This window comes from Peristeroidobacter soli, assembly GCF_004138485.1.
GTDB lineage: Bacteria > Pseudomonadota > Gammaproteobacteria > Steroidobacterales > Steroidobacteraceae > Steroidobacter > Steroidobacter soli.
Genome location: NZ_ML142848.1, coordinates 752,370 through 765,428, shown reverse-complemented (window position 1 = coordinate 765,428; position 13,059 = coordinate 752,370). Strand labels below are relative to the sequence as shown.

At 62.5% G+C, this 13,059-nt stretch carries 8 protein-coding genes and 1 pseudogene; 2 read left to right on the top strand and 7 right to left on the bottom strand.

Annotation, left to right across the window (positions count from 1 at the left end; genetic code table 11):
- Positions 1–106 precede the first annotated feature (106 nt).
- Positions 107–2,983, top strand: a complete 2,877-nt coding sequence (locus tag EKO19_RS02975) for a TonB-dependent receptor plug domain-containing protein (protein WP_129774912.1) — start codon at positions 107–109, stop codon at positions 2,981–2,983.
- A gap of 115 nt (positions 2,984–3,098) precedes the next feature.
- A complete protein-coding gene (locus EKO19_RS02970) occupies positions 3,099–5,195 on the top strand; it encodes an ATP-binding protein (protein WP_175596941.1) in 2,097 nt (698 codons plus the stop codon).
- A 3-nt stretch (positions 5,196–5,198) separates the two neighbouring features.
- Here EKO19_RS02970 and EKO19_RS02965 read toward each other — a convergent pair whose 3' ends face one another.
- From EKO19_RS02965 to EKO19_RS02940, 7 genes and pseudogenes are all read right to left on the bottom strand, one after another.
- A complete protein-coding gene (locus EKO19_RS02965; RefSeq protein WP_217705099.1) occupies positions 5,199–6,341 on the bottom strand; it encodes a glycoside hydrolase family 88/105 protein in 1,143 nt (380 codons plus the stop codon).
- Between the two features lie 160 nt (positions 6,342–6,501).
- Positions 6,502–7,941: an efflux transporter outer membrane subunit gene (locus EKO19_RS02960; RefSeq protein WP_129774910.1), complete on the bottom strand. Its 1,440-nt coding sequence runs from the start codon at positions 7,939–7,941 to the stop codon at positions 6,502–6,504.
- A 7-nt stretch (positions 7,942–7,948) separates the two neighbouring features.
- Entirely contained in the window at positions 7,949–9,067 is a 1,119-nt protein-coding gene (locus EKO19_RS02955) for an ABC transporter permease (RefSeq protein WP_129774909.1), read from the bottom strand.
- Positions 9,064–10,212, bottom strand: a complete 1,149-nt coding sequence (locus EKO19_RS02950) for an ABC transporter permease (RefSeq protein ID WP_129774908.1) — start codon at positions 10,210–10,212, stop codon at positions 9,064–9,066. Before EKO19_RS02950 ends, EKO19_RS02955 begins: the two co-directional genes overlap by 4 nt.
- The gene (locus EKO19_RS39720) at positions 10,209–11,060 is read right to left on the bottom strand and encodes an ABC transporter ATP-binding protein (protein WP_407676634.1); all 852 of its coding nucleotides are present in this window, start codon (positions 11,058–11,060) and stop codon (positions 10,209–10,211) included. Before EKO19_RS39720 ends, EKO19_RS02950 begins: the two co-directional genes overlap by 4 nt.
- Positions 11,061–11,510: 450 nt before the next feature.
- A pseudogene (locus tag EKO19_RS39715) lies at positions 11,511–11,861 on the bottom strand (ATP-binding cassette domain-containing protein); the annotation flags it as partial.
- 104 nt (positions 11,862–11,965) lie between these two features.
- A complete protein-coding gene (locus tag EKO19_RS02940) occupies positions 11,966–12,991 on the bottom strand; it encodes an efflux RND transporter periplasmic adaptor subunit (protein WP_129774906.1) in 1,026 nt (341 codons plus the stop codon).
- Positions 12,992–13,059: the final 68 nt, after the last annotated feature.

Sequence of the window (13,059 nt, the reverse complement as noted above, 5' to 3'; positions counted from 1 at the left end):
CTGCCTCGGCCTTTTTATTCCGAGGTGCAAATCGACTTGCTGGAAAGCCGGCTCCTGATCGACTGAATGTCGTATCGGTCGAAGACGACCGGATCAGGGGTTGAACATGCTGAAATCGTTTACCGGTCGGAATCGTTTGCTGGCTGTCGCAATCGCCGCGACGCTGGCTCATTTCAATACATCGGCGGCCATCGCCGGCGGCGCCATGGAGCAGACCGCTCCGGCGGCCGAGCCACTATCGTCGACGTCCGAGAATGTCGCTGAAGTTGTGGTCACCGGCTCGCGACTGACGCGTAAAGACATCGAGGCGGTCAGTCCGGTGTCGGTGCTCGGTGAAGTCGAGATCGCGCAGCGCGGTTACATCCGCACTGAAGAAATGCTGATGCACATGCCACAGCTGCGCACCGAGCAGAGCGAGTCCGGCCGAACCTTCGTCAATCTGCGTGCTCTCGGTTCTGAGCGTACCCTCGTGCTGGTCAACGGCCGTCGTTTGCAAGCGGGCGGTTACGGTGACGCCGCGCCCGATCCGAGCCTGGTGCCGCCGGGCTTGATCAAGAATGTTGAAATCCTCACTGGCGGCGCTTCCTCGGTGTATGGCGCCGACGCGGTTGCCGGTGTCGTCAACTTCGTCATGGATACGGAGTTCGAAGGCTTCAAGATTTCCACCGGCGCTTCCGCCTTCCAGCACGACAACGACAACACGATGGTGTCGCGTGCGATGGATGCACGTGGCGAGGAGTGGTACGCGAAAGGCAATTCCTTCGATGGCGAGCAGTACAAGATCGATATCGCCGCCGGCGGAAAATTCGCGGACGGCGCCGGGCACATCAGCGCCTACCTCGGCGCCGACAAGAGCGCGCTGTTGCGAATGAGCGCGCGCGATTACACCTCCTGCGCACTCGGTTCGGATGCGACCTGCAGCGGTTCGTTCGAAGCCGGCCGGCCGAACTATTATTTTCCTGAGCTCGATGCCGAGATGATGCTGGCGAACGACGGCAGCCTGGTGCCTTACGACGACAATCTCGCCAACTGGGGCAACAATCTGTCGATGCGCCACCCGGCCAAGCGGCTGCGCGCCGGTGCATTCGTCAACTACGAAATCAACGAGCACGCCACGGCGTATTTTGAAGCGAACTTCATGCGCGCCGAGAGCCGCAACTACTACGATGAAACCGCCACGTTCGGCATGCCGGCGACGATTCGCTGCGACAGCCCGATTTTGAGCACGGCGCAGGCGGCGGAGATTTGCGGCGCGAGCGGTTTGAATCTTGCGCCCACCGATTCGTTCACCGTCAACCTGTACAAGCGCAACGTGGAAGGCCAGGCCCGTTATTGGGACAAGGTGTACAACTCGTTCCGCACCGTCACCGGCTTGAAGGGCGACATCACCTCCAACTGGCGTTACGACGTATCGTTCATGTACGGCAACACCACCAGCTCCGAGCAGGGCACGAATGTGTTCGTGCGCAGCCGGGTGTTGAATGCCGTCAACCTGACTCGTAACGGCAACGGTGAGATCGTGTGCGTCTCGGGCGGCTCTTGCCGCCCGTACATGGTGTTCACGCCGGGCGGCGTCACGCAGGACGCGCTGGACTACATGACCAGCGATCATTACATCGATGGCGACGCCAGTACGTATGTGGCCAATGCCTTCGTTTCCGGCGATCTGCCATTGACGATTCCGTCCGCGGCCAATCCGATCGCGCTGGTGCTCGGCACCGAGTATCGCAAGGAAACATTCGGCACGTACTTCGACGATCCGCAGAAACAGGGCGACATCCTCGGTCGCACGCAGCAGCAGGACACCAAGGGCTCGTACGATGTGACCGAGTTCTTCGTCGAAGCCGCGGTGCCCTTGGTCGAGAATCTGCCGTGGGTGCAGAACCTGTCGGCGGAGCTCGGCTATCGCTACTCCGATTACAACCTGTCCGGCACGCAGAGCACCTGGAAGGCCGGTCTGAACTATCGGCCGATTCAGCAACTGAAACTGCGCGGCGGTTTCAACCGCGCAGTGCGTGCTCCGAACGTGGCCGAGTTGTTCGAGCCGCAATCGAACGGTCTGTGGAACGGTTCCGATCCTTGCGCCGGCGCCACTCCGTTGTATTCCGCTGAGCAGTGCGCGCGCACCGGTGTCGATCCGGGCCGCTATGGCTCAGTCACCGCCAATCCGGTCGGCCAGTTCAACCAGCTGACCGGCGGCAATCCCAACCTGGATCCGGAGCAGGCCGACACCGTCACCATCGGTCTGGTGCTCTCGCCGCTGGACCGGATGAACATCGCCATCGACTATTGGGATATCAAGATCGATGACGTGATCGGGACGGTGGGCGCGTCGACGGCGCTCAACCAGTGCGCTTTGACCGGCGATGCGTCGCTGTGCAGCCTCATTCATCGCGCGGCGGACGGCAATCTGTGGCTGGACTTGCTGAGCGGTTCGGGCGGCTACATCGCAGCTACCAACGCCAATCTCGGTGCCTGGCATTACCGCGGTGTGGATCTGAACCTCGACTACGCCGTGCCGGTCGGCGCGGGCGATGTAAGGTTCTCACTCAATGGCAGCCGTTTCTTGAAAAAATTCCAAGAGAACGTCAAGGGCGTGCCGGGCTCGCGCTTCTCGTGCGAAGGCTTGTACAGCAGCAACTGCAACTTCCCGACGCCGAAGTGGCGCCACACGTTCGGCGCGACCTACGCCTCGGACAGCTTCTGGTCGGCGACGCTGAACTGGCGCTACTACGGTGAGGTCGACAATCCGGCGGTCACGTCGGGTATCGACGCCGGCATCAACGCCCAGAGTTTCTTCGACCTGTCGGGGACGTTCTCGGTGGGCGACAACATCAGCATCGTCACCGGCGTAAACAACATTCTGGACAAGGAGCCGCCACTGGTCAGCCTCAATCTGTCGACCAACTACTTCAACACTGTCGACGGCTACTACGACATGTTGGGCCGCTTCCTGCACGTGAGCGCCACAGTGAAGTTCTGATCTGACGGCGACTTGCCGACGCCAGGGGGCGGAGCTGGCCGCTGAGCCGACTCCGCCCCCTTTCCATGCCGGGTGTACTTGCATGGCTGGCATGTAAATGGCATATGGGACGGCAATGAGAGAAGTGCCGCCCCAGACTGCACCTTACGAGTTCCTGCTGGCGTTGAATCAAGCCATTCACCCCCTGGTGGATGCCGCCGAGATCACGCTGACAGCGGCCCGTCTCGTCTGCGAGTACCTGAAAGTCAGTCGCTGCGCGTATGCGGATGTGGCGCGCGACCAGGATTCCTTTGAAATAACCTGCGATTACAGCAACGGCGTGCGGCCATTCGTCGGCCGGTATCGCTCCAGCGAGTTCGGCGCCGAGTTCGTGCGGCTGATCGAATCGGGGCAGGCCTGCGTCATCGAGGATGCCGAGACCGATCCGCGCACGCAGAGTGTTCTCGGCAATTATCGCCAGGCACAGATCCGCTCGATGATTTCCGTGCCGCTGATCAAGGCGGGCCACTTGTGCGCGCTCATGGCCGTTCATCACGACAAGCCGCGACGCTGGCGGGCGGAAGAGGTCGATCTGTTGCAGCTGGTCGCGAGCCGTTGCTGGGATTCGATCGAGCGTGCCCGGGTTTCCCGCGAGCTGCGCGAGCTCAACGACTCTCTCAAACGTGAAGTGCGATCGCGCACCGAGGAAATGACCCGCTCCGAACGGCAGTTCGCGCAGCTGGTCGCGGGCGTGACGGATTGCGCGATCTATATGCTCGACGCCGACGGATTCGTTTCCTCGTGGAATCCAGGTGCCGAGCGTATCAAGGGCTACAGCGCGGAGGAAATCATCGGTCGCCATTTCTCGCAGTTCTACACCGTCGAGGATCGTGCCATCGGGCTGCCGGATCGCTCGCTCAGCCTGGTCGCGACCAAAGGCAAGTTCGAAGGCGAGGGCTGGCGCATGCGCAAGGACGGCTCGCGCTTCTGGGCCAGCGTGCTGATCGATCCGATCTACGGGCCGGATCATCGAGTCGTCGGCTACGCCAAGATCACGCGTGACATGACCGAGCGGCGTTTGATTCAGGAGCAGCTCAATCAGGCGCAGAAGATGGAAGCGATCGGCCAGCTCACCGGCGGCGTCGCGCACGACTTCAACAATCTGCTCACCGTGATCCTGGGAAATCTGGATGTCGTGCAGCGGCGCGCGGCGGCGGATGACGAGAAATTGCAGCGTGCGATCGAGCATGCTACGCGCGGTGCCGAGCGTGCGGCTGCTTTGACACATCAGTTGCTCGCCTTCGCCCGCCGGCAACCGCTCAATCCGAAGCCCACCGCTGTGAATCAGTTGGTGACGACGCTGCTCGAACTGATCCGTCGCACGCTGCCCGAAGCCATCGCCGTGCAATCACGCTTGAGCGCCGGCGTCGGTCAGGTCAGCGTGGATCCGAATCAGATGGAAAGCGCGCTGTTGAATCTGGCAGTGAACGCGCGCGACGCGATGTCCGGCAAAGGCACGCTGACGATCATGACCGAGCTGGTGGATGTCAGCGAGGACGAGGCGCTGCGTCTGGGAGATCTGAAGCCCGGTCCGCATGCGGTGATCAGCGTGGTCGATACAGGTGTCGGCATGTCCGCTGAAGTGGTCGCCCGCGCCTTCGATCCATTCTTTACCACCAAGCCGCTGGGGCAGGGCACCGGGCTGGGGTTGAGTCAGGTGTTCGGCTTCGTGAAGCAATCCGGCGGCACGGTGAAGTTGCAGAGTGAGCCGGGTCAAGGCACGACCGTGAAAGTGTATCTGCCTCGCGTCGACGCGTCGGCTGAGCCTCGGTCCGAACGAAACGGCGATGAACTGCCCCGTGGCGACAAGACCGAGACCGTGCTGGTCGTCGAGGACGAGAAGGATGTGCGGGCTTACAGCATCGAATGTCTGGAAGAGCTGGGCTTCTCGGTTCTGCACGCGTCCGACGGCCCGTCGGCGTTGCGGATGATTGCCGATCATCCCGAAATTCGATTGCTGTTCACCGATGTAGGGCTGCCGCATATGAGCGGCCGCGAGCTCGCCGAGGAGGCGCGTCGGCTGCGCCCCGAGCTACCCGTGCTGTTCACTACGGGTTATGCGCAGGACGCGATGTTTCAACAGGGCAAGCTCGAGAGCAACGTCGAGCTGTTGACCAAACCTTTCAATCGCACGCAACTGGCGGCACGCGTGCGCCGTCTGCTCGATGCTTGAGCGCTATTTATAGAGATCGAGCAGCGCCGAGCCCGCCAGCAACAGCGCACCGACACCATAGAACTGGGTGTCCGACTGCTCAACTTGCTCTGGCCTGTCGCTCACTTGCTGTACCCATCCGAGCCGGCCGTCCGCGTCCACTGCTTTCTCCAGCGCCTGCCAACCTCGAAGCGCCGCCGGTTCGTAGGTGGCGCGATCGAGCAGGCCGATGTCGATGCCCCATGCCAGGCCGTAAACGAAGAAGCCCGTGCCACTCGATTCAGGCGGCGCGTTCTCCGGCGCCAGCAGCGAGGTGGGCCAATACCCGTCCGGCTTCTGTAATGTCAGTATTTTCGCCGCCATTTCCTTGAACAGCGTTTCGTAGGCGGGCCGCGTTGGATCGTCCTTCGGCAGTGCTGTGAGCACCCGCGCCACGCCCGCGAATACCCAGCCGTTGCCACGACTCCAGAACAACTTGCGCCCCTTCGAATCTCGTCGGTCGAAGAAGCGGCTGTCGCGATAGAACAGATGTTGCTCGCGGTCGTAGAGGTAAGCCTGCGTCGCCTTCCATTCCTTGTGCGCGAACTCGGCGTAGCGCGGATCCTTCGTGACCCGCGACAACTCGACCCACAGCGGCGGCGCCATGAACAACGCATCACACCAACACCACCGATCCCAACACTGCGCCCCTCCACGCGCGTCGAGATCGTTCGTCGGCGGCGCCGCCATGATCGCCTCGAGCCTCCTTCGCGTGGGCACGAGCGCTTCCTGTCCCGCGCCGTGGGCAGAAGCCCAAAGATAACTCTGCCCGATCGCCTGATCGTCGGCGTGATACGTCCTGTCCCCAAGCCGCCATCTCTGATTTCGCCCCTGACTCAGGATGGCTTCCTTGAAGCGCTCCGATTTGCTTCGTTCAGCGAGCGCCGTCAGCCCGATATAGAAGGCAGCTTGCTGCCAGCTTCGCGGACTGCGCGTTTCCTCGCGCATGACTTTGAGCGTGTCGACGGGTTCGAGGTGCGCGAGCTGCCAGTCGGCGGCGCGTTCGAGGAGGGGGAGAGTCTTGTCGCGGTCAATCGGTTTTGTGGCCGCCGCTGCGAGACCCTGGGTCATCAGCAGAATCGAGGCGAGCAGGATGGAGATGGAGGGGAGCCTGCGTGAGTCCTTCATTCGGCTTTGTCCTCGGGAGGTGTCGAGATGCAGAGCGAGCCGCCTAACATGCGTCATGATGCAAATTAAAGACGATAAGCGCAAATAACCTGCAGTATTCCGCGTGTTAGTGGCTATCTCCCAGCCGCACCTCCAGATTGCCGAGAGCCGCTATCGTCCCTCACTGCGGCCAGCCGCCACCCAGCGCCTTGTAGACCGCGACCAACTGCGTCCCCAGCTGAATGTTGCTCTGACTGTAGGCGCGTTCCGTCTGCAGTAACGTGCGCCGCGCTTCGAGCTCGCCGAGATAGTTGATCATGCCGTGGTTGTAGCGGACGCGAGCGATGTCATAGGCGTCGCGGCTCGCGGTGAGGGCGGTTGACAGCTCCCGATTGTGTTCCTGCTCGGCGCTATAGCCGCTCAACGCGGTTTCGATTTCATGCCACGCGCGTAACACCGTTTGTTGATACGACACGGCGGCCTGCTGTTGGTCGAGTTTGCGAACTTCGACAACTGCGCGCCGGCGACCGCCATCGAAGATCGGCAGACTGATGCTCGGGCCGACGGACCACTGTCGCGCACCCCAGTCGCCAAGGTCCGATGCGCGCAGCGATTCCTGCACGAAGCTACCCGTCAGCGTGATACGTGGATATAAATCGGCGACGGCAATGCCGATCTCCGCTGTTGCCGCATGCAACTGCGCTTCGGCTCGCTGAATATCGGGACGGCGTCGCGCGACTTCCGAAGGCACGCCGCCGGCAACGGCGGGTGGCAACGTGAACGTCGGCGGCGCGGCGGTGAGTTGAGTGTCGAGTGAGCCGGGCGGCTCATTGAGCAGCACCGCCAGTGCGCTCAGCAACTGGGTTTCCTGCTGTTTCAATTGCGGCAACGTCGATCGCGTGTCGGCGAGACGGGCGCGCTGGGTGGCCAGATCGAGTTGATCGACCAGGCCGCCTTTGACCCGATACTCAGTGAGCTCCACCAGATCCTGGCCGGCGGCGGCATCGGCGGTCGCAATTCGCAATTGATCCTGAGCGCCGCGCAGTTCCAGATAGCCGCGCACGACTTCGCCAATGAGAGAGAGTTGAGCGTCGCGCAGGTCCTGTTCGCTCGAGCGCACGTTGGCGTCGGACGCTTCGACCGTGCGACGAAGCCGGCCCCACAGGTCCAGTTCCCAGCCAACGTCGAAGCCGGCCTGAAACACGTCGAACGGTTCGCTGAGCACCTGGACGATCTGCTCGCGTTCACCCGCGGGCGCGATCAAATCGATCATTCGGGTGGCCGTGCCGAGCTCGCTCTGTCGTTCGCGTTGATAGGCGCCCTTGGCATTCACGTTCGGCCAGAACGCGCCCGAATCGGCATTGCGAAGCACTCGACTCTGCGCGACCCGTAGCATGGCGAGCTGCACGTTGGCGTTGTTCGAGAGTGCGCGGGCGACGAGGTCGTCGAGCGTCGCGTCGTGGAATTGTTTCCACCACATCTGCTCGATCGCGTCGTTGGCAACCGTGGAGTCGCGCCAGTGCTCCGGCAGAGCGGGCTGCGGCGCTTTGAAATCCGGGCCGACGGCACAACCGCCGAGCAGCGCCGAACCGATCGCAATCCAGATGATCTTGTTTCTCATGATGCACCTACACGAGCCGGTGTCGGAATAGCCACCTAGCCATGGGCAGGGTCACCAGCGCGATGATCACCAGCGGCCACATGTCGTGGTAGAGATAACCGAAGCTCGCTCCTTCGAGATATACACGCCGCACCAGGTCGATCGCATAGCGCAGCGGATTGGCATAGGTCAGGTACTGCATGGCCGGCGGCATGTTGCTGATCGCCGAGGTCAGGCCGGAGAGCAGCATCATCGGCATCAGCAGAACGAACGTGTACAGCATGGCCTGTTGCATGGTCTTCGAAAACGCCGAGAGCGCGAGTCCGATGCCGACCGCGGCGGTGGTGAACAACAGCAACCCGGAATAGAGCGTGATCAGCGAGCCTTGAAAGGGAATGCCGAACCAGAAACGCGCCACCAGGAAAATGATGGAGGACTGCGTCAGCCCGATCAGAATGGGCGGCACCGCCTTGCCGAACATGATTTCCGTCGGGCGCAACGGGGTGACGAGCAACTGATCGAACGTGCCTTGTTCGCGTTCGCGTGCCACCGACAGCGCGGACAGCATCAACACCTGGAGCATGCTCAGCGCGCCAATGAGGGCGGGAATCATGGCCCAGCGTGTCTCCATGTTCGGGTTGTACCAGGCGCGGGTTTGAATGGTGAGTGCCGGCGTCGGACCGCCCCGCAGTTCATTCCACTGGGTGTTGAAGCGATCGACCGCGGCGGTGACATAGGAGGCGGCGACATTGCCCGTATTCGAGTTACGGCCGTCGGCAATGACTTGCACGACGCCGCCGCGTCCCGACTCGATGTCGCGTTCGAAGTTGAAGGGCACATGGATGACCAGGATCGCGCGCTTCTTGCCGATGGTCTCGCCGATCTGCGAGGCACTGGTCAGATTCGCCACTCGCGTGAACACACCCGAACCGTCGACTTGTGCCATGAACTGAGTCGAAGCGTTGCTTCGGTCGGTGTCCAGCAGCGCATAGGGCACTTCGTTCAGATCGAACGTGGCTGCATAGCCGAACAGCAACGACTGCAGAACCACTGGCAATACCAGCACCAGCCGGCTGCGCGGGTCCTTCAAGATCGCGATCAGCTCCTTGCGGATCAGAATGGCGATGCGGTGGAGCGTCGCGTTCATACCAGTTGCTTCCGCGTGTTGATCCGGATGAGGACGAGCAGGACGACTGCGGCGACGATGAGCACGGCGACGTCCTTGATGATCAGTCCGGGCACATTGCCGGCGAGAAACAGCGTCTGCAGCGCTTCGACGTAGTACGTGGGCGGCAGCACCGTGCTGATGGCGCGCACGATGGCGGGCACGCTGCGCAGGTCGAAAATGAACCCCGACAGCATCAGCGCCGGCAGGAAGCTGGTGATCAAAGCGATCTGCGAGGCCAGGAACTGATTCTTGGTGGCGGCGGAGATCAGCAGGCCCAGGCTCAGCGACACCAACAGATAGAGCATCGAGATCAAGATGATCAGCAGCAACGAGCCGCGGATGGGCACGAAGAACAGAAATTTCCCAGCCAGCAGGCACATCGCGAGACCGCACAGGCCGACGCCGAAGTAGGGAATGAGCTTGGAGGCGATCAGCTCGCCGGTGTTGATCGGCGTAACGAACAGAGATTCCAGCGTGCCGCGCTCCCATTCACGCGCCATCACCAGCGAGGTGAGCAGTGCACCGTTCAACGTCATGATCAGAACGATGAGCCCCGGAACCAGAAAGTGCGTACTCGTGTTCGCCTCGTTGAACCACAGGCGTGTTTCCAGTCGCACCGCTGGTGCGGGCATGGCGCCCCCTGCGCCGGCTGCCGCGCGCTTGACGCTCCACTGTCCAATCGCTCCTTGCGCGAATCCCTCCAGTACACGTGCGCGATTTGCATCCACGCCGTTAACCAGCACTTGAATGGTCGCGTTGCCCGCTGCCAGCCTGCGCGAGAAATCGGTCTGCATGTACACGATCGCCTCGATCCTGCCCGCGCGCATCAAGCGCTGCGCCTCACTCATGGAGTGCAACTCGGTCACGGTGAAGTAGGGCGACAGGTAAAAACCTGCGACGACGTCCCGGGCCGTGGGCGACGTGTCCTGCGAGACGATGCCGACGGGGGCGTTTCTCACGTCGAACGACAGGCCGTAGCCGAAAATCAAAATCAGCACGACCGGCAGGAACAGGCCGACCATCAGGTTGCTCTTGTCCCGGAGCAGCTGACGGGTTTCTTTCACGGTCAGCGCGCGCAACCGGCGCCAGGAAAGTCGCTGCGATTGAGCGGGTGGGTCGCTCATGCGGCGTGCTCCTGACGTTGGGCTCGTTCGCGGGCGTGTTCGACGATGCCGATGAATGCTTCTTCCATGGAGCGCGCCGGCCGGTCGGCTTCGCCCGCCTGTTTGCGCACTTCTTCGGGCGTGCCGATCGCCAGCATCGTGCCCGCGTCCTGGATCATGATCCGATCGCAGTACTCGGCTTCTTCCATGAAGTGGGTGGTGACCACGATGGTCGTGCCGTGATCGGCGAGCGAGCCGATCCGTCGCCAGAATTCGCGCCTGGCCAACGGATCCGCGCCGCTGGTCGGCTCGTCGAGAAAGACGATGGCGGGCTCGTGCAACAGCGCGGCGGCCATCGCCAGACGGCGCTGGAAGCCGCCCGGGAGCGAGCCGGCGGTGGACGTCGCGCGCTGCTTGAGCTCGAAGTTCTCCATGGCCCATTCGATGCGTTGCTCGGCGCGCGAATTGCGCAGGCCGTAGGCGCCCGCGAAGAATTGCAGGTTCTCGAGCACGCTGATGTCGCCGTAGAGCGAGAATTTCTGTGCCACGTAGCCGATGTTCTGTCGGGCTTCGGCGCGTGCCCGTCGCAGGTCCGCGCCGGCGACTCGTAGCGTTCCGGACGTGGCGGGCAGCAGGCCGCACAGCATTCGAAACGTGGTGGTCTTGCCGGCGCCATTCGGGCCGAGCAGTCCGAACACTTCGCCCCGCTTTACTTCGAAGCTGGTGCGATTCACGGCGGTGAAGTCGCCGAACTTGCGGACCAGATCGTGCACTTCGATGACGACGTCGTGACCCTGCGCCTCTTTCTTGACGAGCTCGAGCGCGGCGTTCGCGGCGGGCCGCACGTGCGTTTCCTGCCGCAGCAACATCATCAGACTGTCTTCGAGATTGGGAGGCGTCGCTTCGAGCGTTGCGCCCTCGAGCGACAACGGCTCGCGCTCGCGCAGTACTACGCGCACCTGGCCGCCTTGAGGTACCGCGTCGATGACGTCGGGGCGGTCGATGAGCTCCGCCTGCAGTTTGCGTGCGGGTTCTTGCCGCTGTGAGATTACAAAGAAGGAGTGGCCGTCTGCGCGTGATCGCAACTCGTCGGGTGGGCCGCTTGCCAGCACCTTGCCTTCGTGGAGCACGACCACGTGAGCGCAACGCTCGGCTTCGTCCATATAGGAGGTGCTGACGAGGACGGACAAGCCTTCATTTTCGACCAGACCGCTCACGATGTCCCACAGCTCGCGTCGGGATAACGGATCGACACCGACGGTGGGCTCATCGAGCAGTAACAATTCCGGCGAGCGCACCAGCGTGCAGGCGAGGCCGAGCTTTTGTTTCATGCCGCCGGAGAGTTGGCCGGCGAGCCGGTCGAGAAACGGCGCAAGGGCCGTCATCTCCATCAGGCGCGGATAACGCTCGGCGCGCTGCTCATGGCTGACTCCGTGCAGATCCGCGTACAGGTCCAGATTTTCCTGGACGCTCAGGTCTTCGTAGAGGCCGAAGCGCTGAGGCATGTAACTGATGCGGTCTTGAATGGCCTGCGGCTGCCTGGCCGCGTCGAGGCCGATCACCGTCAGTGTGCCTTCGTCGGGCTTCATGAGACCCGCCGCAAGTCGCAGCAGTGTCGTCTTGCCCGCGCCATCCGGGCCGACGAGCGCAGTCAACGTACCATGCCGCGCGCCGAAGGAAACATGGTCGAGCGCGGTGATCGTGTCGTTCTTCTGTCGCGCGAATCGTTTGGTGAGGGCCTCACCTTGGACGATGAGGTCGCCAGCGCCGCCGTTCATTTTTCGGACTCGCGCGCATTGGCGGTCTGCTCGGTGGGCGTGATCGTTACGGTCGCCGGCATGCCGAGGCGCAGCCGGTCCTGTGGGTCGTCGACGAAGACTCGGACTTCATAGACCAGGCTGGTGCGCAACTCCTCGGTTTGAACGGTCTTTGGCGTGAATTCTGCCGTCGAGGAGATGAAGCCGACTTTGCCGGTCAGCGGATCTTCTGGCGCACTGTCCATCGTGACGCGTGCCGGAGCGCCCAGTGCTATGCGGCTCAGTTCCATTTCAGAAAGATACGCGCGGACCCACTTCGGTGTGGTGATCGCCAAGGCGAACACGGGGCGCTGCGGAGTCGCAAGCTCGCCCGGCTCCATGAGGCGATTGCGAATGACTCCATCCGTGGGCGCGACCAGATCTGCATCCGCCAGCTGTCGTTTGAGGAGGGCCAGGTCAGCCTCGGCTGCATCGAGTTGCGCCTTCGCTTGATCGATTTCTTCCACGCGCGGGCCGGCGAGGGTCAGATCGAGCGCCTTGCGCTGGCTCTCGGCTTGCGCTTCGCTCATGCGCGCCGCTGCGACAGCGGCTTCGAGATCCTGCGGACTGATGGCTCGGCCCTTGGATTCATCGTTGATGCTTCGTAAGCGTTGCAACTGACTCGTTGCATTTGTCGCTTCGGCTTGCGCGGCAGCGAGTGCCGCACGGGCTTGGGCTTTTTCCTCGGGGCGTGCGCCATTTTGAAGCTTGCGCAGAGCCTCGCGTTGGGCCGCGGCGCGCGCTTCCGCCTGAGCTACGCGCGGGAGCAGGCGACCGGTATCGAGCCGCGCCAGCACCTGGCCCGCCTTCACGGTCGTGCCTTCCTCGACCAGCACTTCGGCGATGCGTTCGCTGTCGTTGAAAGGCAGCTCGACCTGCCGCAGATCGACGTTGCCTTGTAAGACGATCTGCGAGCTGTCGCTGCCGCGATGGAGCAGCCAGTAGCCCAGCAAAGCGAGCGCCGCCAGCGCGATCACTACGATTGGAATGATTCTTTTCGGCACGGGGTCCGTCCGAGGGCAGGGTTGCAATCTGCCGCCAGTCTATTCAAAATCAAATTTGAATTTCAACT